The 26972-nt window shown below is 56.5% G+C and carries 21 protein-coding genes and 1 riboswitch; of the genes, 8 read left to right on the top strand and 13 right to left on the bottom strand.

Going from position 1 to position 26972, the window contains the following annotated elements; translation table 11 throughout:
- Positions 1-179: 179 nt before the first annotated feature.
- The 5 genes from RDN66_RS17725 to pgi all read right to left on the bottom strand — a co-directional run bounded on the left by RDN66_RS17725 (position 180) and on the right by pgi (position 5946).
- The gene (locus tag RDN66_RS17725) at positions 180-2276 is read right to left on the bottom strand and encodes a YjbH domain-containing protein (protein WP_202216759.1); all 2097 of its coding nucleotides are present in this window, start codon (positions 2274-2276) and stop codon (positions 180-182) included.
- Positions 2276-3013: a capsule biosynthesis GfcC family protein gene (locus RDN66_RS17720; RefSeq protein WP_202216760.1), complete on the bottom strand. Its 738-nt coding sequence runs from the start codon at positions 3011-3013 to the stop codon at positions 2276-2278. Before RDN66_RS17720 ends, RDN66_RS17725 begins: the two co-directional genes overlap by 1 nt.
- Positions 3010-3648: a YjbF family lipoprotein gene (locus RDN66_RS17715; protein WP_035895198.1), complete on the bottom strand. Its 639-nt coding sequence runs from the start codon at positions 3646-3648 to the stop codon at positions 3010-3012. Before RDN66_RS17715 ends, RDN66_RS17720 begins: the two co-directional genes overlap by 4 nt.
- 60 nt (positions 3649-3708) lie before the next feature.
- Positions 3709-3960, bottom strand: coding sequence for an exopolysaccharide production protein YjbE (gene yjbE / locus RDN66_RS17710; RefSeq protein WP_035895200.1), 252 nt, complete (start codon positions 3958-3960; stop codon positions 3709-3711).
- A gap of 336 nt (positions 3961-4296) precedes the next feature.
- Positions 4297-5946 carry a glucose-6-phosphate isomerase gene (pgi, locus tag RDN66_RS17705; RefSeq protein WP_035895202.1) on the bottom strand — a complete coding sequence of 550 codons (1650 nt, stop codon included), beginning with the start codon at positions 5944-5946 and terminating at the stop codon, positions 4297-4299.
- Positions 5947-6188: 242 nt separating this feature from the next.
- Positions 6189-6386, top strand: a riboswitch (Lysine riboswitch).
- Positions 6387-6500: 114 nt separating this feature from the next.
- On the opposite strand from pgi, the gene lysC reads away from it, so the two are divergent.
- From lysC to RDN66_RS17690, 3 genes are all read left to right on the top strand, one after another.
- Positions 6501-7850, top strand: a complete 1350-nt coding sequence (gene lysC / locus RDN66_RS17700; protein WP_035895204.1) for a lysine-sensitive aspartokinase 3 — start codon at positions 6501-6503, stop codon at positions 7848-7850.
- 99 nt (positions 7851-7949) lie between these two features.
- A complete protein-coding gene (panS, locus tag RDN66_RS17695) occupies positions 7950-8876 on the top strand; it encodes a ketopantoate/pantoate/pantothenate transporter PanS (protein ID WP_202216761.1) in 927 nt (308 codons plus the stop codon).
- A gap of 133 nt (positions 8877-9009) precedes the next feature.
- A complete protein-coding gene (locus RDN66_RS17690; RefSeq protein WP_202216762.1) occupies positions 9010-9282 on the top strand; it encodes a DUF3811 domain-containing protein in 273 nt (90 codons plus the stop codon).
- Here RDN66_RS17690 and rluF read toward each other — a convergent pair.
- Positions 9279-10151, bottom strand: coding sequence for a 23S rRNA pseudouridine(2604) synthase RluF (rluF, locus tag RDN66_RS17685; protein WP_035895209.1), 873 nt, complete (start codon positions 10149-10151; stop codon positions 9279-9281). The genes RDN66_RS17690 and rluF overlap by 4 nt on opposite strands.
- 219 nt (positions 10152-10370) lie before the next feature.
- Between rluF and RDN66_RS17680 the strand changes: the two genes are divergently transcribed.
- Together RDN66_RS17680 and RDN66_RS17675 are read left to right on the top strand one after the other, a co-directional pair.
- Positions 10371-11294: a sugar-binding transcriptional regulator gene (locus RDN66_RS17680; RefSeq protein WP_202216763.1), complete on the top strand. Its 924-nt coding sequence runs from the start codon at positions 10371-10373 to the stop codon at positions 11292-11294.
- 21 nt (positions 11295-11315) lie between these two features.
- Positions 11316-12128 (top strand): shikimate 5-dehydrogenase, encoded by an 813-nt coding sequence (locus RDN66_RS17675; RefSeq protein WP_202216764.1) that lies wholly within the window; start codon positions 11316-11318, stop codon positions 12126-12128.
- Positions 12129-12293: 165 nt separating this feature from the next.
- Here the strand turns inward: RDN66_RS17675 and RDN66_RS17670 are convergent, their stop codons facing one another.
- The gene (locus RDN66_RS17670; RefSeq protein ID WP_202216765.1) at positions 12294-12587 is read right to left on the bottom strand and encodes a type II toxin-antitoxin system CcdA family antitoxin; all 294 of its coding nucleotides are present in this window, start codon (positions 12585-12587) and stop codon (positions 12294-12296) included.
- A gap of 197 nt (positions 12588-12784) precedes the next feature.
- On the opposite strand from RDN66_RS17670, the gene pepE reads away from it, so the two are divergent.
- Positions 12785-13474 carry a dipeptidase PepE gene (gene pepE / locus RDN66_RS17665; RefSeq protein WP_308538084.1) on the top strand — a complete coding sequence of 230 codons (690 nt, stop codon included), beginning with the start codon at positions 12785-12787 and terminating at the stop codon, positions 13472-13474.
- 82 nt (positions 13475-13556) lie between these two features.
- Here pepE and RDN66_RS17660 read toward each other — a convergent pair whose 3' ends face one another.
- Entirely contained in the window at positions 13557-15188 is a 1632-nt protein-coding gene (locus RDN66_RS17660) for a Na/Pi cotransporter family protein (RefSeq protein ID WP_035895216.1), read from the bottom strand.
- Positions 15189-15400: 212 nt separating this feature from the next.
- Positions 15401-19084: a methionine synthase gene (metH, locus tag RDN66_RS17655; RefSeq protein ID WP_035895217.1), complete on the bottom strand. Its 3684-nt coding sequence runs from the start codon at positions 19082-19084 to the stop codon at positions 15401-15403.
- A gap of 198 nt (positions 19085-19282) precedes the next feature.
- On the opposite strand from metH, the gene iclR reads away from it, so the two are divergent.
- Complete coding sequence (gene iclR / locus RDN66_RS17650) at positions 19283-20107, top strand: glyoxylate bypass operon transcriptional repressor IclR (RefSeq protein ID WP_035895219.1); 825 nt, start codon at positions 19283-19285, stop codon at positions 20105-20107.
- Between the two features lie 52 nt (positions 20108-20159).
- On the opposite strand, the gene aceK is transcribed toward iclR, so the two are convergent.
- From aceK to metA, 4 genes are all read right to left on the bottom strand, one after another.
- Positions 20160-21944, bottom strand: coding sequence for a bifunctional isocitrate dehydrogenase kinase/phosphatase (gene aceK / locus RDN66_RS17645; protein WP_202216766.1), 1785 nt, complete (start codon positions 21942-21944; stop codon positions 20160-20162).
- 91 nt (positions 21945-22035) lie between these two features.
- Complete coding sequence (gene aceA / locus RDN66_RS17640; RefSeq protein WP_202216767.1) at positions 22036-23340, bottom strand: isocitrate lyase; 1305 nt, start codon at positions 23338-23340, stop codon at positions 22036-22038.
- A gap of 31 nt (positions 23341-23371) precedes the next feature.
- Positions 23372-24973 carry a malate synthase A gene (gene aceB, locus RDN66_RS17635; RefSeq protein WP_202216768.1) on the bottom strand — a complete coding sequence of 534 codons (1602 nt, stop codon included), beginning with the start codon at positions 24971-24973 and terminating at the stop codon, positions 23372-23374.
- A 271-nt stretch (positions 24974-25244) separates the two neighbouring features.
- A complete protein-coding gene (gene metA / locus RDN66_RS17630) occupies positions 25245-26174 on the bottom strand; it encodes a homoserine O-succinyltransferase (protein WP_202216769.1) in 930 nt (309 codons plus the stop codon).
- 152 nt (positions 26175-26326) lie between these two features.
- Between metA and RDN66_RS17625 the strand changes: the two genes are divergently transcribed.
- Positions 26327-26764 (top strand): acetyltransferase, encoded by a 438-nt coding sequence (locus tag RDN66_RS17625; RefSeq protein ID WP_035897897.1) that lies wholly within the window; start codon positions 26327-26329, stop codon positions 26762-26764.
- Positions 26765-26972: the final 208 nt, after the last annotated feature.

The following is a 26972-nucleotide window of genomic DNA, read 5'->3' as shown; positions in this document are numbered from 1 at the left end:
CGCTTGCTTACTATGACCGGAAAAGCCGTAGTATTATCCGGATAGACTAGGAAAGTGTTACCTATGTTCCCGGTCTGAAGTGTTACCTATGTATCCGGTCGTACAGAAGCGCCGCCGGGTTCGGCTCAGTGCCTCCCCGGAGTCGGCGTAAACGCCTCGTCCGGGCTACGAGGTGAACGTTATCTGAAGTTCTGGCTCTTATCGCCGGTCATGTTATACAGCTCAAACTTGCGTCCCAGCATTTGACCGCCATCGCGCGTCAGCGGCGTCCAGCCAACAACCGCGCGGCTGCGGGTTGGGCCGGAGGTGAAGAGATCCATCGGGATATTCACATAGACCCCTTTGGTGAACTCCCCTTCGCCATACTCGTCCGCTGAGACGTTGGTAATGGTGGCGTATGCGCCGACCACAATGCCGCTATCGAAGTGTTTCGAGATATCCAGCGTGCCGCCTTTATCTCCCGCCAGATACTGCCCGACGCTCGCTTTCACCAGCACATCCTGAGCAAACGACGGCGTCCAGTAGGCGGTGAGGTGCCCGGTCTTCACGCTGTAGTCGGTAAACTTCATCATGTCCTGCGCGCTGCGCCAGTCACGCTGCTTCACGTAGTTGGCGTTCAGACCGAAGGCCCAGTTACTGTCCACCGGGCGATAGAGCACTTCCGCCCCTGCGCCGCCATACATGGTTTCCAGATAGCCGCCGTAGACCTGACCGTAGAAATCATTGCCCAGATACTGGAAGTAGTTGGCCTGCAGGTTATTCACGTAAACATCGTTCTGCACATATTCACGGATATGCGTACGAACGCGCGGCAAGGTTGAGTCCTTCGGTGGGTTGGTGTAGTTAAATTTATCGTAGTTGTTTGCAACGTTGGCAAACAGGCTGCCGCTGGTCAGCAGGTGATCGGTCACCCACCAGTCCGCCGAGCCCATTACCCCCACCTGGTACATATAGAAGCTTTCCGCCCCACCGATAGACTGGCTAAGCACCGGGTCGATATGGAAATCAAAGCGCGATTTGTCGATATACCAGCCTTGCTCGGTTTTATCCGGCACGATCGGCGCGACGCGTTTTTGCACCAGCGGCGTCTCCTGCCCCAGCGGCTCCCCGGCGAGATGCCGTTGCAGGCTCGCCACATCGGTTTCCGTGGTCACTTCCGGCAGATTCAGCCGCGTCTCGGTAATGCGGATCGTGCGGATCCCTTCCGGAAGATCGTTGGCGATGATCCGATTGGCGCGTTCGATCCCTTCACGCGAATCACGATACTTCACCTGCTCGCCGGTGACGTACAGCGTGTCGCCCTGCACCTGAATATTCGGCGCCGCAAAGCCCGCATTGTACTTAAGCTGGGTCAGTTGGTTCGCCACTACCGAATGCTGGAGGATAGGATCCTGCGGCTGAGGTCGATAGGTCGGGCGCGCGTTGTCGTTATAGGACGGACGCAGATCGTTAAAGTTGGTGCGCAGGGTAAAGCCGAACATCACCGTATTGCCACGCTCGTAGCTGAGGTTCACATCGGCCCAGTCGGTAACGCGATAAATAGCGCCGACGTTAATTTTGCTCTTCTGATCGAGCTTGCCAGCAAAGTCCTGCTGGTAGTTGTTACCTTCATACTCCAGCTTCAGGCGCAGCGGCTGCCACGGCGTCTGGTACTCAATACCGCCAAAGTAAGCCGCCGGGCCATGGAACATCTGGCTGCCATCAACCGAGCCCGCTTTACGATAGCTATTATCGCGGTAGCAGTATTTGTCGCTGTAGGAGCAGAACGGGTTGGTGGCGTTACCGCTGGTGCCGAGATAGCCCCAGCCTAAGCCGAGAGTAAAGTCGAACGGCCCCCAGGCTTTGCTGGCAACAATATATTCCGAGTCAAACAGGCCGGTACCGCCGATGTCGCGCGCGCCGACCGCCACCTGCGGCATCCAGTAGCTCTCTTCCCACAGGCGCAGCTTCACGTCGAAGGCTTTATCTTTGTAGGTTTGCGAGCCGGAGAAGGCATCCACGCTGCTGTATTGTTTGGTACGCACGTCGGTATAGCGCAGCGTGGTTTCGAGCCACGGGAAAAGCTGGGCGGAGGCGGAGTAATAGCGGTACTGATCGTTATCGCGATAGTTCAGGCTGAACTCGCCGTCGCGCGCCATGCGCGCCGTTGGGGTTTGCAGCAGGCCTACGCCGCCAAAGTCTGACTGCGAGGGGCCGATAGGGGCGGGAAACGTTTCCGCATGGCACGCCGCGCTAACCGACAGGGCCAGCAGGCTGTAAAGACAGGCTTTTTTCATTATTCAGGTCTCCGCTGCGACAGGGAGCGAAGGATTTCAGCGTTCAGCGCTTCGTATTTTTTCGTCCACAGTGAGTCGGCAAAGCCGACAAACAGAATGCTGCCGGGCATCGGTTCAACGTGCCGCTTATTCCAGTACGCCACCGGCGCTTTTTGCGTGTGCCCGTCCGGGTAAATCACCCAGGCGTAGCTACGATCCGCGCCGCTGAGCAGGCTGATATCATCGAGGTAGCTGGCCGCGTCGCGTCCCGGCGTGAAAGGGATTTTTCCCGGTTTATCCACCAGACCAATCAGCGTGATGGTGGAAGGTTCACGCCCCAGCCACAGGGTGTAATGGCCTTCGAGCGGCGGGTTATTCTTGCTGCGGACCCGCACGGTGTCAGGGTCCAGCGGCACCAATAAGCGCCCGGTCACCGGGATGGCCTGCAGTTGGTTGCGCAGGGCATTAATCGCCCCCGCCTCGCTACCGCCCTCATCCGCCGCAAGCGCGGCCAGTTCTGCCAGCAGCGCCTGATGTTCACGCTCGGCTTGAGCGGCGGCCAGCGGAGAGGTGATCGCCGCGCCGGGCCACCAGCTTCCCGCCAGCCTCGGTTGCCCAACCAGGTCGGCCAATCGTTCGGCGTGGGTTAAAGTCAGCGGCTTTTCAACGCCCGCCATATGAACCTCGACGGTACCTGCCGCCTGGGCGGCAAAGGAGATAGCGCTTAGCATGGCGGCGATAATTAACGGTTTTTTCATGATTTCGCCGCCTTGATAAGCATGGTTTTTACCGGGAAGGTTCCTGCGCCGAGATATTGTTCTGACTGGCGAATTTGCCCTTCGCTGTCGACCCAGTAGCGGTTGCGCCAGCTCGCTTCAGAGGTAGTCACCTCCTCTTCCAGCACGCGTACGGCGGTGTCCTGGCCCGACATGGTCAGCGTATCGTTGCCGTCCCAGTGGAAGGTGGACGTGGCGGTGGCATAGCGCACCTGCTGGTGCTCGGTCCAGCCCATGGTCCGCGTCCAGCGCGCGCCGTCAGTTATCTGGTTCGGGCGGGCCAGCGGGTCGTTGTCGAGGTTATTCACCGTGAGCAGGTTGTCGCCCGCCAGCTTGGTTTTTACCAGGCGTCCATGCTGTGTCACCAGCATTGCCCGGTCCTGCGTCAGCCATTTCTGCTGACCTTCTTCGGAATACGCCAGCACCACGAAGATCTGCGGTCCGCCGTTAAGCTGCATATATTGGCTGGCGTATGGCATGGTCTGGATTTCGTCGTCGGTAAGCTGTACGCCCGACTCACCAGATACGCTTTGCCAAAGCGATTTACCCAGTCCCTTGGTGCTGGGTGAACACGCCTGAAGCAACAGGCAAATAAGGGGAATAACAAGTCGCTTCACGACGCTTCTCCAGGGGCAAAATAACCACACCGAAGTGTGGTTAGGATTAACGTACCGTTTTTATTGAGTACGGGTGGTCGTTGTCGTACTGGTCGTGGTGGTGGTCCCGGTGTTGGAACCATCACCGCCAGCCGCTGCCAGCGCCATACCGACCGCAGAACCTACGGTGCTGGCGCTGGTGGCGGTTGAACTCCCGGCCGACACTGACGTTGCTGCTGCACCAGCCGCTTCACCTGTTTCAATAGGTGCCGCGCTGGCGCTTGCCGCAGCAAACGCCGATATGGCAAAAATGCCATAGAGGATTTTCTTCATACGTATTCCCTTCATTAGATGAATGGATATGTACCTGAGAATATTCAGGCGTCATCGAGTATACACAACCAAATGAACGGAATTCGGTGATGGGAAATAGGGGAAGGTTTTTTCGGAAAATATGAAAATGAAAGATAAGAAAATAAAATATCAATAAATAACAGCGTGTTAATTATTGATTTAAGAATGACAATATACGGTTAATCCGAAACATACATCTGGGATAGGTGATATTTAGGATTATGCTCAATATCAATATAATTCAGAAAATGAAGATATACGGAATTATCTGACAAAAAAATGCCGGCATTACGCCGGCATTGAGAATATATAACCTTACGCGCGCCAGGATTTATAACGGTTGATCAGACCGTTGGTGGAGCTATCGTGGCTGTCGATGGCTTTATCATCGTTCAACTCAGGCAGGATGCGGTTAGCCAGCTGTTTACCCAGCTCTACGCCCCATTGGTCGAAGGTGAAGATGTTCAGGATAGCGCCCTGAGTGAAGATTTTGTGCTCGTACAGGGCAATCAGCGCACCCAGGCTGTACGGGGTAATTTCGCGCAGCAGGATGGAGTTGGTTGGGCGGTTGCCTTCGAACACTTTGAACGGCACCACGTAGTCCAGGGTTGCTGGGTCTTTACCCTGGTCACGGTATTCCTGCTCAACCACTTCGCGAGATTTACCAAACGCCAGCGCTTCGGTCTGGGCGAAGAAGTTAGACAGCAGCTTAGGATGATGGTCGGTCAGCGGGTTGTGGGTGATGGCCGGGGCGATGAAATCGCACGGAACGATTTTGGTACCCTGGTGAATCAGCTGATAGAACGCGTGCTGGCCGTTGGTGCCCGGCTCGCCCCAGATGATTGGGCCAGTCTGGTGTTCAACCTTGTTGCCGTTACGATCAACGTACTTACCGTTGGACTCCATGTTACCCTGCTGGAAGTACGCGGCAAAGCGGTGCATGTACTGGTCGTACGGCAGAATCGCTTCAGTTTCGGTACCGTAAAAATTGTTGTACCAGATGCCGATCAGCGCCAGCAGTACCGGCAGGTTTTTCTCCGCAGGCGTGGTGGAGAAGTGCTTGTCCATCGCGTGCGCGCCAGAGAGCAGCTCAACGAAGTTGTCGTAACCCACGGACAGAATGATAGACAGACCAATCGCGGACCACAGAGAGTAGCGGCCGCCAACCCAGTCCCAGAACTCGAACATGTTGGCCGTATCGATACCAAATTCAGACACCGCTTTACCGTTGGTAGACAGCGCCGCGAAGTGTTTTGCCACGTGCTTCTGGTCGCCCGCGCTTGCCAGGAACCAGTCGCGCGCGCTGTGGGCGTTGGTCATGGTTTCCTGAGTGGTGAAGGTTTTAGACGCCACCAGGAACAGCGTGGTTTCCGGATTCAGGTTTTTCAGCGCTTCGGCGATGTGGGTGCCATCGACGTTAGAGACGAAGTGCATGTTCAGGTGATTTTTGTACGGGCGCAGCGCTTCCGTCACCATGAATGGGCCGAGGTCGGAGCCACCGATACCGATGTTCACCACGTCAGTGATGGATTTGCCGGTATAGCCTTTCCACTGACCGGAGATGATCGCTTCAGAGAAGGCTTTCATCTTCTCCAGCACCGCGTTCACTTCCGGCATCACGTCTTTGCCATCAACGATAATTGGGGTATTGCTACGGTTACGCAGCGCCACGTGCAGCACGGCACGGTCTTCGGTGCGGTTGATTTTCTCGCCGGAGAACATGGACTTAATCGCACCGCTCAGATCGGTCTCTTTGGCCAGATCGAGCAGTTTTGCCAGGGTCTCTTCGGTAATACGGTTTTTGGAGAAATCGACCAGCATCTGATCGTCGAAGGTCGCGGAAAACTTGCTGAAACGGTCGCTATCTTTAGCGAACAGTTCCGCAATGGTCACGTCCTTCATGACATCGAAGTGTTTCTGTAGTGCCTGCCACGCAGCGGTCTGCGTTGGGTTGATGTTTTTCATTAGCAATACCCTTCTGATTTAAGAATCAAACTGCCTCGATTGTAGCGCCTGTCACAAAAAATTGTGATGGTTTTAATGTTATCCCCCCTAAGGCTGACAAAATCGCGCAGAAAACAGACAAAAGTATAGTCTTTATAAGCCCCGTTTCTGTGGGGCTCGCCTGCATGAAAAATCCGCATAACCCCAGCGTTGACAAGGTACCCGCTAACCCTTTATTTATAAACGTACTACCTGCGCATGCGCAGGCCAGAAGAGGCGCGTTGCCCAGGTAAAGGGTGTGGGAGGAACCAATCCTGTGAAAACACCTGAGGGGGAGCAACGCCGAGATGCGTGAACAACAGGTTGCGTTCACCATCGGCTGCAGGGGCTGAATCCCCTGGGTTGTCACCAGAAACGTTCGCAGTCGGGCGTTTCGCAAGTGGTGGAGCACTTCTGGGTGAAATCGTAGTTGTTTATCGCTCTGCGCCCACCCGTCTTTCGCTCTTCCCTTGTGCCAAGGCTGAATAATTTGGTCCGGTTTATCTGAACCTGACCTCCCCTGACACGAGGTTATTATGACAGCATTAGTCGTCGCCAAATTTGGTGGCACCAGCGTGGCCGATTTTGACGCCATGAACCGTAGCGCCGATGTGGTGCTCTCCGACGCCAACGTACGCGTGGTTGTGCTGTCTGCTTCGGCGGGCGTCACCAACCTGCTGGTTGCCCTGGCCGAAGGGCTGGAGCCAGCTGAGCGCCAGGCCAAACTGGAAGCCATTCGCGCCATTCAGTACGCCGTACTTGAACGTCTGGCAAACCCTGCCGTTATCCGCGATGAAATTGAACGCCTGCTGGAAAACCTCGGCACGCTGGCGGAAGCCGCTTCCCTGGCAACGTCAACCGCCCTGACCGACGAACTGGTCAGCCACGGCGAACTGATGTCTACCCTGCTATTTGTTGAAATCCTGCGTGAACGTCACGTGCAGGCGCAGTGGTTTGACGTGCGCAAAGTGATGCGCACCAGCGACCGCTTTGGCCGCGCCGAGCCGGACGTTACCGCACTGGCTGAACTGGCAACCCAGCAACTGGCTCCGCGCCTCGACGAAGGTCTGGTGATCACCCAGGGCTTCATCGGCAGCGAAAGCAAAGGCCGCACCACGACGCTTGGTCGTGGCGGCAGCGACTACACCGCCGCGCTGCTGGGCGAAGCGCTGCATGCGACGCGTGTCGATATCTGGACTGACGTTCCAGGTATCTACACCACCGACCCGCGCGTGGTTCCAGCGGCAAAACGTATTGATGAAATCGCCTTTGAAGAGGCCGCCGAGCTGGCGACCTTTGGCGCGAAAGTCCTTCACCCGGCGACCCTGCTGCCCGCCGTTCGCAGCGATATTCCGGTGTTCGTCGGCTCCAGCAAAGATCCGAAAGCCGGCGGCACGATGGTGTGCAATAAAACCGCCAACCCACCTTTATTCCGCGCGCTGGCACTGCGTCGTAAGCAGACTCTGCTGACCCTGCACAGCCTGAACATGCTGCACTCCCGCGGTTTCCTGGCGGAAGTGTTCGGCATTCTGGCGCGCCACAGCATCTCTGTAGACCTGATCACCACCTCTGAAGTTAGCGTCGCGTTAACGCTGGATACCACCGGTTCAACCTCTACCGGCGATACCCTGCTAACGCAGTCGCTGCTGATGGAATTGTCGGCGCTGTGCCGCGTAGAAGTAGAAGAGAACCTGGCGCTGGTGGCGTTGATTGGTAATAACCTGTCGAAAGCCTGCGGCGTGGGCAAAGAGGTGTTTGGCGTGCTTGAGCCGTTCAACATCCGCATGATTTGCTACGGTGCGTCCAGCTATAACCTGTGCTTCCTGGTGCCGGGAGCGGAAGCCGAGCAGGTGGTGCAGAAACTTCATCATAATTTGTTTGAATAATATTCCACCACGCGATAAACAATAACTATAGCCGGGCTTGAACCCGGCTTTTTTCTATAAAAACACAACACAACACCAATATATTGCAAGGAATACAACATGCTCGCCGTTATCACCCGGCTGTTCCCGTTATGGGCGCTGCTGCTCTCTGTTATTGCCTACTTCTCTCCCACCACCTTCACGCCTATCGGGCCGCTGGTTCCCTCGCTGCTGATGCTGATTATGTTCGGCATGGGCGTGCATCTTAAGGTGGACGATTTTAAGCGCGTACTGTCGCGCCCTGCGCCGGTGGCGGCGGGGATTTTCCTGCACTACCTCGTGATGCCGCTTGCCGCCTGGCTGCTGGCGCTGGCTTTCCATATGCCGCCGGAGCTGTCCGCCGGCATGGTATTGGTTGGCAGCGTGGCTAGTGGTACAGCCTCGAACGTGATGATCTTTCTGGCAAAGGGCGACGTGGCGCTGTCGGTCACTATCTCGTCCGTCTCCACGCTGGTTGGCGTGGTCGCCACGCCGCTGCTGACACGCCTGTACGTTGACGCACATATTCAGGTCGACGTGATGGGCATGCTGCTCAGCATCCTGCAAATTGTGGTTATCCCGATTGCCATGGGCCTGGTTATCCACCACCTGTTTCCACGCGTGGTGAAAGCGGTGGAGCCTTATCTGCCGGCGTTTTCGATGATCTGTATTCTGGCGATTATCAGCGCGGTGGTTGCTGGTTCAGCGTCGCATATCGCTTCCGTGGGCTTTATGGTGATTATCGCCGTCATTCTGCACAATACCATCGGCCTGCTCGGTGGTTACTGGGGCGGTCGTCTGTTTGGCTTTGATGAGTCGACCTGCCGCACGCTGGCGATTGAGGTCGGCATGCAGAACTCCGGGCTTGCCGCGGCGCTGGGGAAAATCTACTTCGGGCCGCTGGCCGCGCTGCCGGGCGCGCTGTTCTCCGTATGGCATAACCTGTCTGGGTCGCTGCTGGCGGGGTACTGGTCAGGGAAGCCTATCGAGCAGAAAAAGCAAAAATAACCCCGTAGCCCGGCCAGGCAAAGCGCCGCCGGGATAGCTCAAAGCCGCCCCGGCGGCGCTTTGCTTGGCCGGGCTACAAAGATATCTCCCTTTGCCGTACACTGGGTTAACTATCCGATTGAGGGCAACCCTTATGGCACTCCCCCGCATTACGCAAAAAGAGATGACCGAGCGCGAGCAGCGTGAACTGAAAACCCTGCTCGACCGCGCGCGCATTGCGCATGGCCGTCCGCTGACCAACGCGGAAACCAATAGCGTGAAAAAGGAGTACATCGATAAGCTGATGGTTCAGCGCGAAGCCGAAGCGAAGAAAGCCCGCCAGGTAAAAAAACAGCAGGCTTATAAACCGGATACCGAGAGTTCGTTTTCATGGTCGGCGAGTACGCCGACGCGCGGCAGGCGTTAACGGCCTTTCTTTTTACGTCCCGGCGCGGTGAAGCGTTTACCGTTACCCGCCGGGCGTGCTGGTTTCTCGCTGGTTTTTTCCATCTTCACGACCGGGCGCTTGATACCGGTGGTTTTCGGCTTGGCCTTCACCTTCGGTTTCGCTTCGGAGGAAGAGTTTTCAATCAGCTTGAACAAATCCACCAGCTCGTCGTCGGTCAGGTCGCGCCACTCACCCAGCGGAATACCCGTCAGGCTGACGTTCATAATGCGCGTACGCTCAAGCTTGGTGACTTCGAAACCAAAGTGCTCGCACATGCGGCGAATCTGACGGTTTAAGCCCTGCACCAGGGTAATACGGAAGACGAACGGCGCCTCTTTCTTCACCTTACACTTCTTCGTCACCGTACCCAGAATCGGTACGCCCGCACCCATTCCACGAATAAATTCATCGGTGACCGGCTTATCGACGGTGACCAGATACTCTTTCTCGTGGTCGTTGCCGGCACGCAGGATCTTGTTCACCAGGTCGCCGTGGTTGGTGAGGAAAATCAGCCCCTGGGAGTCTTTATCCAGACGGCCAATCGGGAAGATACGCTTGCTGTGGTTAACGAAATCCACAATGTTGTCGCGCTCGCCGTCTTCGGTGGTACTGACGATACCGACGGGTTTGTTCAGCGCAATCAGCACCAGATCATCCGCTTCCCGCGGCTCAATCAATCGACCATTGACCTTCACAACGTCGCCCGGCACAACCTGATCGCCAATCGTCGCGCGCTTGCCGTTGATAAAGACGTTGCCTTGTTCGATAAAGCGATCCGCTTCGCGACGCGAGCAGATGCCGCTTTCGCTGATGTATTTATTTAATCGGGTGGATGAGTCTGGCAGCATAAATTCTCCTGTAAAAGCGAAATATACCCTACCTTCCGGGTGAGAAAAAATAGTCCGCGACAAATCATTGTTTTCATCACATCGATTTTGCACATAAGTGCGCCCCCTCGGCTGACAGCTTTTCCGCAAATACGCTTGAACTCCCGACGTGACGGCGCTATACCAGATCGAGAACCCGTTTTTACGTTTTGCACATATGTGCAGGAGCCAGCCACTTCGATGGAAAATAGCGACGATATCCGCCTGATCGTGAAAATTGCCCAGCTTTACTACGAGCAGGAGATGACGCAGGCGCAAATCGCCCACGAACTGGGGATTTACCGCACCACCATTAGCCGCCTGCTCAAACGCGGGCGTGAGCTTGGCGTGGTGACCATCGCTATCAACTATGACTACAACGATAGTCTGTGGCTGGAAGAACGACTGAAACAGAAATTTGGCCTGAAAGAGGCCGTTGTCGCACCGCAGGAGAGCGAGGCGGGAGCCTATGGCGCGCAGCTGTTTGAGCGTCTGCTGTCGCCGAACGCCGTCATTGGGTTCGGCTGGGGGCGTGCGGTCAGCGCGCTGGTCGAAGCATTGCCGCAGTCCAGCCAGCCTCGCCCGCTGGTGTGCGTGCCTATCGTTGGCGGGCCGTCGGGTAAGCTTCCGAGCCGCTATCACGTCAATACCCTGACCTACAGCGCCGCCACGCGGCTCAAAGGCGAGTCGTATCTCGCTGATTTTCCGGCCCTGCTGGATAACCCGCTGATTCGCCAGGGCATCATGCAATCTCCTCATTTTCAGACGCTGGCCGAATACTGGCAGCGGCTGGACATCGCCGTGGTGGGCATTGGTTCACCCGCCATTCGCCATGCCGCCAACTGGCAGGCGTTTTACGGCAATGCGCAGAGCGATGAGCTGGAGGCGCTTCAGGTGGCTGGAGATATCTGCTCGCGCTTTTTTGCCGATAACGGCATGCCCGTTGCCACCGCAATGCAGGACAAAACGCTTTCCATTGAGCTCAAGACCTTAAAGCAGGCCCGCTATGTCATCGGTCTGGCGAGCGGTGAAGAGAAGTACGCCGCCCTCCTTGGCGCGCTGCGCGGGCAGCATATCAACGCGCTGGTCACCGACCGTGCCACCGCAGAATATTTAGTGCAGTAAGACTTTGACGAGGACATGACCATGATTAACCGTGATACCCAGCTGTGCATGTCGCTTGCCGGCCGCCCCGGCAACTTTGGCACGCGCTTTCATAACTATCTGTATGAAAAACTGGGGCTGAATTTTATCTATAAAGCCTTTACCACGCAGGACATTGAGGCGGCGGTGAAAGGCGTTCGCGCGCTAGGCATCCGCGGCTGTGCAGTATCGATGCCGTTTAAAGAGAGCTGCATGACGTTTCTGGATGCTATCGATCCGTCAGCCAGGGTCATCGACTCCGTCAACACCATCGTTAATGACAACGGTCACCTGACCGGGTTTAACACCGATTACATCGCGGTAAAAAGCCTGATTGCCAGCCACCAGCTCGATACCTCTGCCCGCGTGATGATTCAGGGCAGCGGCGGGATGGGGAAGGCCGTCATTGCCGCCTTCCGCGACGCGGGCTTTAGCGACGTCATTATCGCCGCTCGCAATGAAGCCAACGGCACCGCGCTGGCAAAACAGTACGGATTGCAGTGGCAGGCGCAGCCGGAAGCTGACGATATTGATATTCTGGTCAACGTCACGCCTATCGGCATGGCGGGCGGCAAAGAGAGCGAGCAACTCGCCTTTAACGAAACGATGGTGGCACGCGCCAGCGTGGTCTTCGACGTCGTGGCCCTACCGCCGGAAACACCGGTGATTCAGCTCGCTCAACGTTTGGGGAAAAAGACTATCAGCGGCGCCGAAGTGATTGCCCTGCAGGCGGTGGAGCAGTTTGTTATGTACACCGGCGTGCGGCCGGACGATGCGCTGGTTGCTGAGGCAGCGGCGTTTGCCAGAGCGGGGTAAGCGCTCCCTTTTTCGCGCGTCTTAACGGCGCGCTAATAACCGCTGAGGATAAAATCTACCGCATTTCGTAGCGCAACGCGTTCGCGACGGGGTGCTGCAGATTGATTAAAAAGGGATAGGCCTGTTTCCCTTTTCCCTGATTTTCATAGGCGCAGTACTGATCCATCAGAATGGCCTTTGAAAGTCGCTGAACGAGCCATGCTCATCCACCCATTGGTTAACGGACTCAATCGCTTTTTTATTCTCCCGTAGCCATGCTTCTCGATGACTTTCGCGAAACTTTTCCTGCAAGGCTTCCGTTAATACTGCAGACAAATTGATTTTCAGCTTACGCGCCTCCTCCAGAATTTCAGGTGCCAGAGAGACGTTGACGGATTTTTTCACACCAGATGTCGTGCGCATAATAACCCCCATTGTAATGCGCATAATTTGTCTAAGATTAGCGTAATAAGCGAGCATTTTCTATTCCTTACACGGTTAGCATCCTGGGTTGAAAATAAACACCGGAACACCATCTGTCATGCCACACTTATCGTTCCTGCGAGCCTTCTTCCAGACTATCGACTGCAACATCGTGAACTACATCAGTAAGCCACCCGACGTAGGGTGATAACATGCTGCCCTGCTCGATAATTTTCTGATTAATAGGAGAAATGATGGACTTACTTCTGCTGAGTAACTCGACGCTGCCGGGTAAAGCCTGGCTGGAACACGCGCTGCCGCTGATTGCCGGTCAACTGAACGGCCGCCGTCGCACGGTGTTTCTGCCGTTTGCAGGTGTCACGCAGACCTGGGACGAATACACGGCAAAAACTGCCGCCGTTCTGGCACCGCTGGGCGTCACTGTCACCGGTATCCATAGCGTGGCAGACCCTATCTCCGCAATTGAAAACGCCGAGCTGATTATCGTCGGCGGTGGCAACACCTTCCAACTGCTGAAAGAGAGTCGCGAGCGCGGGTTGCTGGCACCGATTGTCGACGTGGTGAAGCGCGGCGCGCTGTACGTAGGCTGGAGCGCGGGCGCAAACCTCGCCTGCCAGACCATTCGTACCACCAACGATATGCCGATTGTCGACCCGAAAGGCTTTGATGCGCTGGGGCTGTTCCCGCTGCAGATTAACCCACACTTCACTAACGCGCTGCCGGAAGGCCATAAAGGCGAAACCCGTGAGCAGCGTATTCGCGAACTGCTGGTCGTGGCGCCGGAATTAACGGTGATTGGTCTGCCGGAAGGTAACTGGATTCAGGTGGCTAATGGTGAGGCAACCCTTGGCGGGCCGCGTACCACCTATGTGTTCAGAGCAGGCGAAGAAGCGGTGGCGCTGGAGGAAGGGCATCGCTTTTGAGCCATAAACCCGGGGTCGGCGTAAACGCCTCGCCCGGGCTACAAACCGTTGGCCTGATAAGCGCAGCGACGCCGGGTTTACGCTAGTAATCGTCGCGATCGTCGTCTTCATCCGGCTGCTCCAGCACGCTATAGGCAACAGAGCAGAACAGCGAGTTCAGACGCAGCATATCGCCGAGCAGCGCCAGGTGCAGAGTACTGGTTTCGATACTCTGCACGTTCTGCTGGTGCAGACGGTCGACGTGCGCGTGCGCGTAGCGGCGGTTCAGAATACGGAAACGGTGCTTGCTGCGACGCAGGCGGCGGGCGCTGGTGACGTCACCGGCGAAGAAGACCGACATCGCCAGTTGCAGGTTACTTAGCAGCAGCTCATACAGCGCTTCCAGCTCTTTTAACCCCTCAACCGAGAAGGCACGGCGTGCGGCCAGCGATTTATCGGCAATCTCGCTGCCCATGCGTTCGATGATGTCCGAAGCCTGCTCGAGGTTGAGCGACATTTCGATAATCTCCGCCCAGCGGCGGGACTCCTCTTCCGCCAGCTCATCTTTCGGCATTCGCGCCAGATAGAGTTTGATAGCGGTGTAGAGCACGTTAATGTCATCCGCCTGCTTGCGCAGGTTTTTCTCTTCACGCGGCTCGCCGTGCATCACCTTCTTTAGCCCGTCCAGCATCTGCTCGGTGGCATCACCGATGCGCAAGGTTTCGCGGGCGGCATTGGCCAGCGCCAGCGTTGGGGTATCCAGCGCGGTCACGTCCAGGTGCTTCGGCTTGAGGTTGGCGTCCAGCTCCGGCTCGTCGCGAATCAGGCGCTTACAGAGGCGTGCCATCGGCTCGGCAAACGGCACCATCGCCAGGCAACGAATCAGGTTGTAGAAGACGTGGAAGTAGATAACCAGCTCGGACTCCGGCAGCGGCAGCTTGTGCATCACCTCAGCCAGAATATGGACGAACGGTAGGATAATCAGGCTGCCCACCAGCTTAAACAGCAGGCTACCCAGCGCCACGCGGCGGGCAGCGGCATTCGCGGCGCTGTTGTTGAGCATCGCCAGCAGGCCAGAGCCCAGGTTAGCGCCAATCACCAGGCACAGCGCCACCGGGAAAGAGATAATTCCTGCGGTGGTCAGCGTCGCGGTCAGCAGCACCGCCGCCAGGCTGGAGTAACTGATGATAGCGAATACCGCACCAATCAGAGCATCCAGCAGGATATCGCCGGTCAGCGAGGCAAATATCACCTGTACGCCGTTGGCTTCAGTAATCGGCCTGACCGCCTGAACAATCAGCTCCAGTGCCAGCAGGATAAGCCCAAGGCCAATCCCGACGCGTCCAAGCTGCCCTTCGCGGGTCTGCTTGCGGCCAAGGAAAAAGGCCACGCCGATAAATATCAGCAGCGGCGACAGCCATGACAGGTCGAAGGTCAGAATACGCGCCATCAGCGCGGTCCCGACATCAGCCCCCAGCACAATCACCAGCGCAGGCGTCAGGGCGACCAGATCCTGCGCGACAAAGGAGGTCACCAGCATGGTGGTAGCGTTGCTGCTCTGGACCAGCGCGGTAACGCCGATACCTGCGCAGAAGGCGAGCGGTTTTTTCTCGACGCTGCGGCTGAGCACGGTACGCAGGCGTGCGCCGAAGACGCGCATTACGCCCGTACGCACGATATGGGTGCCCCACACCAACAGCGAGACGGCGGAAAGCAGGTGCAGCAGAGTTAACACGGAATCATTTTCTCCTTATTGTTATGGGTTCCTGAGGCTCATATGCCTGATGGCGCTGCGCTTATCAGGCCTACAAATCATCCCTATGCTGGCCGAATAAGGTGTGCAGCGCGCGTGAGCCTTCTTTCAGTATAAGGGTTTACGCCCAATAAAGAGACAGGGCGCTCATTGAGCGCCCTGTTAGTTGTAAGGAAAGATGACGGTTTTGTGAATTAGTCGGCATCGTAGCCGAGGTTCGGCGCCAGCCAGCGCTCCACTTCCGCCACGCTCATCCCTTTACGGAAGGCGTAATCCTCAACCTGGTCGCGCTGAATCTGCGCCACCGCGTAGTACTTGCTGTCCGGGTGGCTGAAGTACCAGCCGGAAACCGACGCGCCTGGCCACATGGCGAAGGATTCGGTCAGCTTCATACCGGTGTGGGTTTCCACGTCCAGCAGTTCCCAGATGGTGCCCTTCTCGGTGTGTTCCGGGCAGGCCGGGTAGCCAGGAGCCGGGCGAATCCCCTGGTAGTTTTCGCGGATAAGCTCTTCGTTGCTCAGGTTTTCATTCGGTGCGTAGCCCCAGTAAACCTTACGCACGCGCTCGTGCAGATACTCGGCAAAGGCTTCCGCCAGACGGTCGGCAATCGCCTTCACCATGATCTTGTTGTAATCGTCGTGCTTCGCTTCGTACGCATCGGCCAATGCGTCTTCCTCCAGACCACCGGTTACCGCGAAGGCACCAATGTAGTCCGCTTTGCCGGAGGTTTTCGGCGCCACAAAGTCAGACAGGCAGTAGTTCGCAAAGCCGACTTTCTCAGTCTGCTGGCGCAGATGACGGCTAACGGTCAGCACGTGGGTGCGCGTTTCGTCGCGATAAATTTCCACATCGTCGCCCACGCGGTTGGCCGGGAACAGCCCAACGACGCCGCGAGGGTTGAGGGATTTTTCCGCGCTCAGTTGATCCAGCATGTCGTTGGCATCTTTGAACAGACGCTTCGCCTCTTCGCCCACCACCTCATCTTCGAGAATGCGCGGGTACTTCCCGGCCAGCGACCAGGTCATAAAGAACGGCGTCCAGTCGATGTAGTTACGCAGCGTTTCGATACTGGCTTCAACTTCCTGTACCCCCAGACGATGCGCCACCGGCGGGGTGTAGTTTTCCCAGTCGAACGCCAGATCGTTTTCGCGCGCAGCGGCCAGCGTTACCGGCGGGGTGCGTGGTTTTTTACGCCCGTGCTGAATACGCACGGTTTCGTACTCTTTACGCGTACGAGCGACAAAGTCATCGTGCTGCGTATCGGAGAGCAGCGAAGCCACTACGCCCACGGTGCGCGAGGCGTTCTGCACATAGACCGTTGGGCCGCTGTAGTTCTGCTCAATTTTCACCGCGGTGTGCGCTTTGGAGGTGGTCGCGCCGCCAATCAGCAACGGAATGGTAAAGCCCTGACGCTCCATCTCTTTTGCCACGTTAACCATTTCATCCAGCGACGGGGTAATCAGGCCAGAGAGGCCAATCAGGTCCGCATTCACCTCTTTGGCGGTTTTGAGGATTTTGTCCGCCGGAACCATCACGCCGAGATCGATGATTTCGTAGTTATTACACTGCAGCACCACGCCGACGATGTTTTTGCCGATGTCGTGCACGTCGCCCTTCACGGTCGCGATAACCATCTTGCCGTTGCTGGAGCCTTTCTCTTTGCTGGCTTCGATGTACGGTTCAAGGTAGGCCACCGCCTGTTTCATCACGCGGGCGGATTTCACCACCTGCGGCAGGAACATTTTGCCCTCACCGAACAGGTCACCGACCACGTTCATGCCGTCCATCAGCGGCCCTTCAATCACCTCAATCGGGCGCGCAGCCTGCTGGCGGGCTTCTTCAGTGTCGAGCTCGATAAATTCGGTAATGCCTTTTACCAGCGAGTATTCGAGACGCTTTCTCACGTCCCAACTGCGCCATTCCGCCTGTTGAGCGTTGGCGGTCTCGTCGGTTTTGCTGCCGCGATATTTTTCGGCCAGCTCCAGCAAACGCTCGGTGCCGTCGTCGCGACGGTTGAGGATCACATCTTCAACCGCGTCGCGCAGCTCGGCCGGCAGGTCGTCGTAAATCGCCAACTGACCGGCGTTGACGATCCCCATATCCATGCCGTTACGGATGGCGTAGTAGAGGAACACCGCGTGAATGGCTTCACGCACCGGGTCGTTACCGCGGAATGAGAACGATACGTTGGAGACACCGCCGGAGATCAGCGCATGCGGCAGCTCGCGTTTGATGTCTTCGCAGGCGCCGATAAAGTCCTGTGCGTAGTTGTTGTGCTCTTCAATGCCGGTGGCTACGGCGAAGATGTTCGGGTCAAAGATGATGTCTTCCGGCGGGAAGCCCACCTCTTTGGTCAGAATGTTGTAGGCGCGGCGGCAAATCTCAATTTTGCGCTCGCGGGTGTCGGCCTGGCCCACTTCATCAAAGGCCATCACCACCATTGCCGCACCGTAACGACGCACTTTTTTCGCGTGTTCGATAAACGGTTCAACGCCCTCTTTCATCGAGATGGAGTTGACGATGCCTTTGCCCTGAATGCACTTCAGCCCTTTTTCGATGACGTCCCATTTGGAGGAGTCGATCATAATCGGCACGCGGGCGATATCCGGCTCACCGGCAATCAGGTTGAGGAAACGTACCATCGCCGCTTCGGCGTCGAGCATCCCCTCATCCATGTTGATGTCGATGATCTGTGCGCCGCTTTCTACCTGCTGGCGGGCCACGTCCAGCGCTTCGTTGTATTTTTCTTCTTTGATCAGGCGTTTAAACTTCGCCGAGCCGGTGACGTTGGTACGTTCGCCGACGTTCACAAACAGACTATCGTCGCCGATGTTCAGTGGTTCAAGGCCGGACAGACGGCACGCCACCGGCAGATCCGGCAGCTTGCGCGGCGGCAAGCCTTCGACCGCGCGGCTCATCGCCGCAATGTGTTCCGGCGTGGTGCCGCAGCAACCGCCCACCACGTTGAGGAAGCCCGCCTGCGCCCATTCCTGGATCTGGGCCGCCATGGTGTCGGCATCAAGGTCGTACTCGCCGAAAGCGTTCGGCAGACCGGCGTTCGGGTGCGCAGTCACGTAGCATTCGGCAATGCGCGACAGTTCCTGGACGTACTGGCGCAGTTCGTCCGGGCCGAGGGCGCAGTTCAGGCCGAAGGTCAGCGCGTCGGCGTGGCGCAGGGAGTTGTAGAACGCTTCGGTCGTCTGGCCGGAGAGCGTACGCCCGGAGGCGTCGGTGATGGTGCCGGAAATCATGATAGGCAGGTCAACGCCCAGCGCTTCAAACTCTTCTTTCACCGCAAAGATTGCCGCTTTGGCGTTCAGGGTATCGAAGACCGTTTCAATCAGAATCAGGTCGCTACCGCCCTCCACCAGCGCTTTGGTGGATTCACGATAGGCCGCTACCAGCTGATCGAAAGTCACGTTACGGTAAGCCGGGTCGTTGACGTCCGGTGAGATAGAGGCGGTGCGGTTGGTTGGGCCAAGCACGCCCGCGACATAGCGCGGTTTATTCGGCGTGCGCGCCGTCCATTCGTCGGCGCAGGCGCGTGCCAGTTTCGCCGCAGCAAAGTTAATCTCCGCCGACAGGGATTCCATCTGGTAATCCGCCATAGCGATAGTCGTGGAGTTAAAGGTATTGGTTTCAATGATATCCGCGCCCGCTTCAAAGTAGGCGTTATGGATAGCGCTGATGACCTCCGGCTTGCTGAGCACCAGCAGGTCGTTGTTGCCCTTCAAGTCGCACGGCCAGTCGGCGAAGCGTTCGCCGCGGAAGTCCTGCTCGCTCAGACGATAGCCCTGGATCATGGTGCCCATGCCACCGTCCAGAACCAGAATACGTTCATTTAACTGCGCACGCAGTTGCTCCACTTTGCTGCTCACAAGCACTCCCGACACCGCTCAACGAAACCCAGAGATAAAAAAGCAATAAAGCATACTGGCATAAACTGTGGGGGTGGAAAAGGAAACAACTTGCTACTTGAGACATGTTCAACATGACTCATCGGAGCAGTAATACGAACGGTTGTATTATAATCAATAAAAACGAAAACAATTTCCACGATACAGAAAGGAGTTGCGATGGTTGCCAACGTTCCTGCGAAACGCGGTAGAAAACCCGCCCCTGCCGCTGCCCCGGCAACCGGCCAGGTGCAATCACTGACCCGCGGCCTGAAGCTGCTGGAGTGGATTGCCGAATCCCATAGCAGCGTCGCGCTGACCGAACTCGCACAGCAGGCTGGGCTACCGAACTCCACCACCCACCGCTTGCTGACCACCATGCAGCAGTTGGGATTTGTGCGTCAGGTGGGTGAGCTGGGGCATTGGTCCGTCGGCGCACACGCCTTTATCGTCGGCAGCAGCTTCCTGCAAAGCCGTAATTTGCTGGCGATCGTCCACCCGATTCTGCGCAAGCTGATGGAAGATTCCGGCGAGACGGTGAATCTGGCGGTACTCGATAAGAGCGATCACCAGGCGATTATTATCGACCAGGTACAGTGTACGCAGCTGATGCGTATGTCCGCCCCAATCGGCGGCAAGCTGCCAATGCACGCCTCCGGCGCGGGCAAAGCGTTCTTATCCCAACTGAGCGAAGAGGAAGTCACCAGCCTGCTGCACCGCAAAGGGCTGCACGCTTACACTCACGCGACGCTGGTGTCGCCGGTACATCTGAAAGATGACCTCGCCCAGACGCGCAAGCGCGGCTATTCGTTTGATGATGAAGAACATGCGCTCGGCCTGCGCTGTGTGGCATCGTGTATTTACGACGAGCACCGCGAGCCGTTTGCGGCCATCTCCATTTCCGGGCCGATTTCGCGCATTACCGACGACCGGGTCACCGAGTTTGGCGCAATGGTGATTAAAGCGGCGAAAGAAGTCACACTGGCGTACGGCGGCATTAAATAAACAAAATGCCCCAATAGGGGCATTTTCGGTAGGCCTGATAAGCGTAGCGCCATCAGGCAGATCGGCGCGCATTGCCGGATGGCGGCGCAAGCGCCTTATCCGGCCTACGGTCGGGTTCATAACGCACGCTGAAACGCTGGCGGCGGCGGTAGGCGTAAACGTCTTCTACATGCCCATTCTTAATACGCGTTTGCAGGCCGCGCCAGTAGTCGGCGCTGAGCAGGTCGGCGTGCATCTCTTCAAACAGCGGCCCGATACGTGGGTCGGCGCATAGCCAGTGGCGGAACTCTTCCGGGAAGACATCCCCCGGCGACACGCTGTACCAGGGCTCGCTGGCGAGTTCATCCTCCGGATAGCGCGGCGGTGGAATATCGCGGAAGTTTACCTCCGTCATATAGCAAATTTCATCGTAGTCGTAGAACACCACGCGGCCATGGCGGGTGACGCCGAAATTCTTAAACAGCATATCGCCGGGGAAAATATTGGCGGCGGCAAGCTGGCGAATGGCGTTACCGTACTCCTCCACCGCATCGCGCAGCGGCTGGCCGTCCACTCGCTCCAGCCAGATATTCAACGGCACCATTCGGCGTTCGATGTAGAGATGGCTGATAGCAATTTTATCGCCCATATCGACGATTTTCTCCGGAACTTCTCGCAATAAGAGCGCCATTAGCGCGGGGGAAATCTGCTGCTTATCCAGCACGAAGTTTTCGAATTCCTGGGTATCCGCCATGCGGCCAACGCGGTCATGCTCTTTTACCAGCTGGTAGCAGGCGCGCACGTGGGCGGCAGACATCTCTTTTTGCGGCGCGAATTGGTCTTTGATGACTTTAAATACCCGGTCGAATCCCGGCAGCGTGAACACTAACATCACCATCCCGCGAATGCCCGGCGCTTCGATAAACTGCTCGTCGGTGCTGGCGATGTAGTTCAGGTACTCACGGTAGCTTTCCGTTTTCGCGTGCTTCTGGCAGCCAATCGCCATATACAGTTCAGCGGTAGTTTTGCCCGGCAGGATCTCCCGCAGCCACTCGACCAGAGCAGCGGGCAACGGGGCGTAAACCATAAAGTAGGAACGCGCGAAGCCAAAGACGATGCTCGCCTCTTCGGTGGTGGTCAGGCAGGTATCGACGAAAAGCTCCCCTTCATCGGTGCGATGAATCGGGATTAAAAACGGCAGCGTGCCGTCTGGCGTGATGAGCTTACCAATAAGCCAGGCGGCTTTATTACGATAAAACAGTTCGTTAGCGATTTGCAGATGCGCGCGATGCAGCGTCTCAGCGCCCAGCGTTTCGCTCAGGTGCGCCATGATATAGCCGACGTCACGGAATTTGTTTTGCCACGGCAGACGCAGCGGTAGGTCGCTGAGCATTTTGAAAATCACCGCTTCCCAGCCAGAATCCGGGAAGAAGTCTTTCGCCAGCGGGCGTGGAATCGCGCGAAAGCGACGCTCCGGCTGCGAGCTGAAAATAAATAACCGCTCGGGGCTTAGCGAGCGGTGATCGAAGAGTCGACAATAGACCGAATTAAAAAAACTCTCGGCAATTTCGAAGCGCGGGTAATCCGGCAGCAGGCGGGTGTACTGCGCTTTGACGCGCAGCAGAAAATCCGCATCGGTACTTTTACCATCGGTAATGCAGCGCAGCTGTTCAACCACCAACCCCACGTGGTGGTCGTACAGATGGATACGGCTTTTCATTGCCTGCTGAACCGCATGCCAGTCGGCCTGTTCAAACCGTTGCTGTGCACCAGACGTCACTTCCAGAAAACGCCCGTACTGGGCGTCAAAGCCTTGCAGAATCGTTTGGGCAATCAGGAGTTCCAGGCCACGCGTCATCTTTCGCCCTCATTGCCGGATGGCGGCTCACGCCTTATCCGGCCTACATTTTCGGGTAGGCCGGATAAGCGCAAGCGCCATCCGGCATTCATCAGAACTGCGATTCTTCCGTCGATCCCGTCAGCGCGGTCACCGACGATACGCCGCCCTGGATAATGGTGGTGACGTTATCGAAGTAGCCGGTGCCGACCTCCTGCTGGTGGGAAACGAAGGTATAGCCATCTTTCGCCGCCGCGAACTCAGCCTGTTGAACCTTCTCAACGTAGTGCTTCATCCCTTCGCCCTGCGCGTAGGAGTGCGCCAGGTCAAACATGTTGAACCACATGCTGTGGATACCCGCCAGGGTAATGAACTGGTATTTGTAGCCCATGTCCGACAGCTGCTGCTGGAAGCTGGCAATGGTTTTATCATCCAGCTTTTTCTGCCAGTTAAACGACGGCGAGCAATTGTAGGCCAGCAGCTTGCCAGGGTATTTCGCGTGAATAGCGTCGGCAAAGCGCTTCGCCAGCGCCAGATCCGGGGTGGAGGTTTCACACCACACCAGGTCGGCGTACGGCGCGTACGCCAGGCCACGGCTGATCGCTTGTTCGATGCCCGCATGAGTACGATAGAAACCTTCGCTGGTGCGCTCGCCGGTGATGAAGTCGCTGTCGTAAGGGTCGCAGTCGGAAGTGATGAGATCCGCCGCATCCGCATCGGTACGGGCGATCAGCAGGGTTGGTACACCCATCACATCGGCCGCCAGACGCGCGGCAACCAGCTTCTGAATCGCTTCCTGAGTCGGTACCAACACCTTGCCGCCCATGTGGCCACATTTCTTCACTGAGGCCAGCTGATCTTCGAAGTGTACCGCCGCTGCACCGGCTGCAATCATCGACTTCATCAGTTCAAAGGCGTTCAGTACGCCGCCGAAGCCGGCTTCGGCGTCGGCAACGATCGGCAGGAAATAGTCCACATAGCGTGGGTCGTTTGGCTCAATGCCGTTCGCCCACTGAATTTGATCCGCGCGGCGGAAGGTGTTGTTGATTCTGTCGACCACCGCCGGGACGGAGTTCGCCGGGTAGAGCGACTGATCCGGGTACATGCTGGAGGCCAGGTTCGCGTCCGCCGCCACCTGCCAGCCGGAGAGGTACACCGCTTCAATACCCGCTTTCGCCTGTTGCAGCGCCTGGCCGCCGGTCAACGCGCCAAGGCTGTTGATGTAACCTTTTTTCGATTCGCCATGCAGCAGACGCCACATTCTGGCGGCACCGAGCTGAGCCAGCGTACATTCCGGGTTGACCGACCCGCGCAGTTTCACCACTTCTTCCGCGCTGTACGGGCGACGAATGCCCTCCCAGCGAGGCTGCGTCCACTCTTTTTGTAAATCTTCAATTTGTTGGGTACGAGTTTTCATGTGCAGATGCTCCATATTGTTATGTGGTGAATTACGCCAGCAGGCGGTAGCCGGGCAGGGTCAAGAAGTCGATAAGTTCGTCGGAGGTGGTGATCTGCTCCATCAGGCGTGCGGCATCATCGAAACGGCCGCCGCTGAAGCGCGCATCGCCCAGCTCATCTTTGATAACCAGCAGCTCTTCGGCCAGCATCTGGCGGAACAGTGGTTTGGTCACCGGTTTGCCGTTGCTGAGCGTTTTCTGATGGTGGATCCACTGCCAGATGGAGGTGCGGGAGATCTCGGCGGTCGCCGCATCTTCCATCAGGCCATAAATCGGTACGCAGCCGTTGCCGGAGATCCAGGCTTCGATGTACTGAACTGCCACGCGAATGTTGGCGCGCATCCCCTCTTCCGTGCGATCACCGTCGCATGGTGTCAGCAGCTCTTCTGCGGTAATCGGCGCATCGTCAGCGCGGGAAACAGCTAACTGGTTAGGACGCTCACCCAACACCTCGTTAAATACCGCCATCGCAGTATCCGCCAGACCCGGGTGCGCCACCCAGGTGCCGTCGTGGCCGTTATTGGCTTCCAGCGATTTGTCCGCTTTCACCTTGTTCAGTACCTGCGCGTTACGCTCGGCATCTTTGCTTGGGATAAACGCCGCCATACCGCCCATCGCGAAGGCACCGCGCTTGTGGCAGGTTTTAATCAGCAGGCGCGAGTAGGCGCTGAGGAACGGTTTATCCATCGTCACTACCTGACGGTCCGGCAGTACGCGGTCTGGGTGATTCTTCAGGGTTTTGATATAGCTGAAGATGTAATCCCAGCGGCCGCAGTTCAGGCCAACAATGTGGTCACGCAGCGCGTGCAAAATTTCGTCCATCTGGAAAACCGCCGGCAGCGTTTCAATCAACAGCGTGGCTTTGATGGTGCCGCGCGGTAGGTTGAAGCGGTCTTCCGCAAAGCAGAATACCTCGTTCCACCAGGCCGCTTCCTGCCAGGCCTGCGTTTTCGGCAGATAGAAATAGGGGCCGCTGCCTTTGGCCAGCAACGCTTTGTAGTTGTGGAAAAAGTAGAGCGCGAAATCAAACAGGCTGCCCGGGATGGCTTCACCGCGCCATGTCACGTGCTTTTCCGGCAGGTGCAGACCGCGTACGCGGCAGATAAGCACCGCAGGGTCGGGCTTGAGCTGATAGATTTTTCCCGCGTCGTTGGTGTAGCTGATGGTGCCGTTAACGGCATCGCGCAGGTTGATCTGGCCTTCAATGACCTTGTTCCAGTCCGGTGCGAGGGAATCCTCAAAGTCAGCCATGAACACTTTGACGTTCGCGTTCATCGCGTTAATGACCATTTTGCGCTCAACCGGCCCGGTAATTTCTACGCGGCGATCCTGTAAATCAGCCGGAATACCACGAATCTTCCAGGTTTCATTACGAATGGAAGCAGTTTCCGAAATAAAACCAGGGAGTTTGCCATCGTCGATATCCTGCTGCTGTTGAATACGTGCGGCCAGCAGCTTATTGCGTTCAGGCGTAAATCGGGTCACCAGTTCGGTCAGAAATTCCACCGCATCCTCAGTCAGAACCTGCTGTTCCTGCGCGCCAGAAGGCTTAAGAAAAGCCAGTTCATCGGTTGTTGTGGCCTGTTGTGTCATGGTGCAGCTCCTCGTAAGTGATCCGAATAGTTTCCCCGCCAGCTGAGCAGAAGATCGTTGTGTAGTTTTCGCTCAACGTTTTTAAGCCTAATCAATAAAATTAAAAAAACAAAAACAATTTCCATTTTTAATTAAAAATAAATGCAACTTATTGATTAGTAATAAGATAAAAATATAATTTTTACTGGAGGTGTTTTCGGAAACAAAAAAGGCACCCGAAGGTGCCTGATTGAGAATGCTGAAACGCTTTAGGATCGTGGAGAGTAGAGGATCAATCCAGAGTAGGGTTCATATTCCGCAGATCGTACGGTGTGATCTGGTAGACGTAGTAGTTGAGCCAGTTGGCAAACAGCAGGTTTCCGTGGCTGCGCCAGGTGGCGTGCGGTTTGTTATTAGGGTCGTCTTTCGGGAAGTAGTTATAGGGTACTTCCGGGGTTAAACCGGCATCCACGTCGCGGAAAAATTCACTCGCCAGGGTATGGGCATCATATTCCGGGTGACCGGTAACAAAAGCGATGCGTTTATCTTTGCTGGCGAACAGATAGGCGTCACCATCTTCCGTTTCAGCGAGAATTTCCAGGTCGGTATAGTCACGGATCAGCTGCGCCGGGAAGTCGGCATAGCGAGAGTGTGGTGCCAGGAAGCTATCATCAAAACCACGAGTCAGCAGGGCATGCGGGTGAAGAATGTGATGTTGGTAAACGCCGGAGAGTTTGTCGCTGCGGGTCTGTTTTGGAATACCGTAGAGAATATTGAGTGCGGCCTGTACCGCCCAACAGACAAACAGCGTCGACGTAACGTGATCTTTTGCCCATTCCAGCACCTGCTGGATCTGTGGCCAATAGGCAACGTCGTTGAATTCCACCAGGCCTAACGGCGCACCGGTGACGATCAACCCATCGAAGTTTTGGTCGCGAATGTCGTCGAAATTGCAGTAAAAATTATTTAAATGTTCGGTTGGCGTGTTGCGAGATTCGCGCGCATCGATACGCAGGAGCTGAATATCCAGCTGTAGCGGTGAGTTTGACAGAAGGCGTAGGAACTGGTTTTCTGTCTCAATCTTCTTCGGCATCAGGTTGAGGATCAGTACCTTCAAAGGACGAATTTCCTGACCTGTAGCACGCGACGTGGTCATCACAAAGACGTTCTCATCACGCAAGAAATTGACGGCTGGTAGCTCGTCCTGCACCCGAATCGGCATAACCTTATTACCTCACAGCATACGTATAAACGTTTAGACATCCAGACAGCTAACAATACCGAGAAATACGCGAAATGTCGAGTCTGCATGTTCAAGGTGAGAAAGTTTCAATCACGCTTGCGGTAGAATGCGGAAACAATTCTGATAGGAGTATTACCGTGATAATTCGACGTTCACAGCGCCATGAGGGCGAGCGGTTAGTGGCTATCTGGTGCCGTTCGGTTGATGCAACGCATGATTTTCTGTCCGCTAAGGACAGAGTAGCAATAGAGACCCAGGTGCGCGCCTTTCTGCCCGACGCACCGCTGTGGGTCGCGGTAAATACGGATGATGTACCGGTGGCGTTTATGCTGCTTTCTGAACACCATCTTGAGGCGCTGTTTGTCGACCCCGATGTTCGCGGTAGCGGCGTGGGACGCCTGCTAGTTGAGCATGCATTAGCGCTAATTGCCGATTTAACGACGGATGTGAACGAGCAGAACGCGCAGGCGGTAGGGTTCTATCAGAAGATGGGATTTGAGGTTACTGGGCGGTCGGAGATGGATGATCATGGCCGACCGTATCCGCTACTGCATTTACGTCACAAATAGTAGGCCGGATAAGGCGAAGCCGCCATCCGGCAGTGTGCGCCGGGCGTGCCTGATGGCGCTGCGCTTATCAGGCCTACAGGCCTTTAAATCGCAGACGCAAAAAAGCCCATCCGTCAGGATGGGCTTCTTCACTTAATTGATGCCTGGCAGTTCCCTACTCTCGCATGGGGAGACCCCACACTACCATCGGCGCTACGGCGTTTCACTT

It is taken from the genome of uncultured Kluyvera sp., from assembly GCF_902485085.1.
Lineage (GTDB): Bacteria > Pseudomonadota > Gammaproteobacteria > Enterobacterales > Enterobacteriaceae > Kluyvera > Kluyvera ascorbata.
The sequence above is the reverse complement of the archived record's forward strand: the minus strand, read 5'-3'. Positions and strand labels throughout refer to the sequence as shown.

What these genes read in the sequence shown, in the direction of transcription:
- RDN66_RS17725 (WP_202216759.1), bottom strand. Translation starts at nt 2,276, where the DNA reads ATGAAAAAAGCCTGTCTTTACAGCCTGCTGGCCCTGTCGGTTAGCGCG.
- RDN66_RS17720 (WP_202216760.1), bottom strand. Translation starts at nt 3,013, where the DNA reads ATGAAAAAACCGTTAATTATCGCCGCCATGCTAAGCGCTATCTCCTTT.
- yjbE (WP_035895200.1), bottom strand. Translation starts at nt 3,960, where the DNA reads ATGAAGAAAATCCTCTATGGCATTTTTGCCATATCGGCGTTTGCTGCG.
- pgi (WP_035895202.1), bottom strand. Translation starts at nt 5,946, where the DNA reads ATGAAAAACATCAACCCAACGCAGACCGCTGCGTGGCAGGCACTACAG.
- lysC (WP_035895204.1), top strand. Translation starts at nt 6,501, where the DNA reads ATGACAGCATTAGTCGTCGCCAAATTTGGTGGCACCAGCGTGGCCGAT.
- panS (WP_202216761.1), top strand. Translation starts at nt 7,950, where the DNA reads ATGCTCGCCGTTATCACCCGGCTGTTCCCGTTATGGGCGCTGCTGCTC.
- RDN66_RS17690 (WP_202216762.1), top strand. Translation starts at nt 9,010, where the DNA reads ATGGCACTCCCCCGCATTACGCAAAAAGAGATGACCGAGCGCGAGCAG.
- rluF (WP_035895209.1), bottom strand. Translation starts at nt 10,151, where the DNA reads ATGCTGCCAGACTCATCCACCCGATTAAATAAATACATCAGCGAAAGC.
- RDN66_RS17680 (WP_202216763.1), top strand. Translation starts at nt 10,371, where the DNA reads ATGGAAAATAGCGACGATATCCGCCTGATCGTGAAAATTGCCCAGCTT.
- RDN66_RS17675 (WP_202216764.1), top strand. Translation starts at nt 11,316, where the DNA reads ATGATTAACCGTGATACCCAGCTGTGCATGTCGCTTGCCGGCCGCCCC.
- RDN66_RS17670 (WP_202216765.1), bottom strand. Translation starts at nt 12,587, where the DNA reads ATGCTCGCTTATTACGCTAATCTTAGACAAATTATGCGCATTACAATG.
- pepE (WP_308538084.1), top strand. Translation starts at nt 12,785, where the DNA reads ATGGACTTACTTCTGCTGAGTAACTCGACGCTGCCGGGTAAAGCCTGG.
- iclR (WP_035895219.1), top strand. Translation starts at nt 19,283, where the DNA reads ATGGTTGCCAACGTTCCTGCGAAACGCGGTAGAAAACCCGCCCCTGCC.
- aceK (WP_202216766.1), bottom strand. Translation starts at nt 21,944, where the DNA reads ATGACGCGTGGCCTGGAACTCCTGATTGCCCAAACGATTCTGCAAGGC.
- aceA (WP_202216767.1), bottom strand. Translation starts at nt 23,340, where the DNA reads ATGAAAACTCGTACCCAACAAATTGAAGATTTACAAAAAGAGTGGACG.
- aceB (WP_202216768.1), bottom strand. Translation starts at nt 24,973, where the DNA reads ATGACACAACAGGCCACAACAACCGATGAACTGGCTTTTCTTAAGCCT.
- metA (WP_202216769.1), bottom strand. Translation starts at nt 26,174, where the DNA reads ATGCCGATTCGGGTGCAGGACGAGCTACCAGCCGTCAATTTCTTGCGT.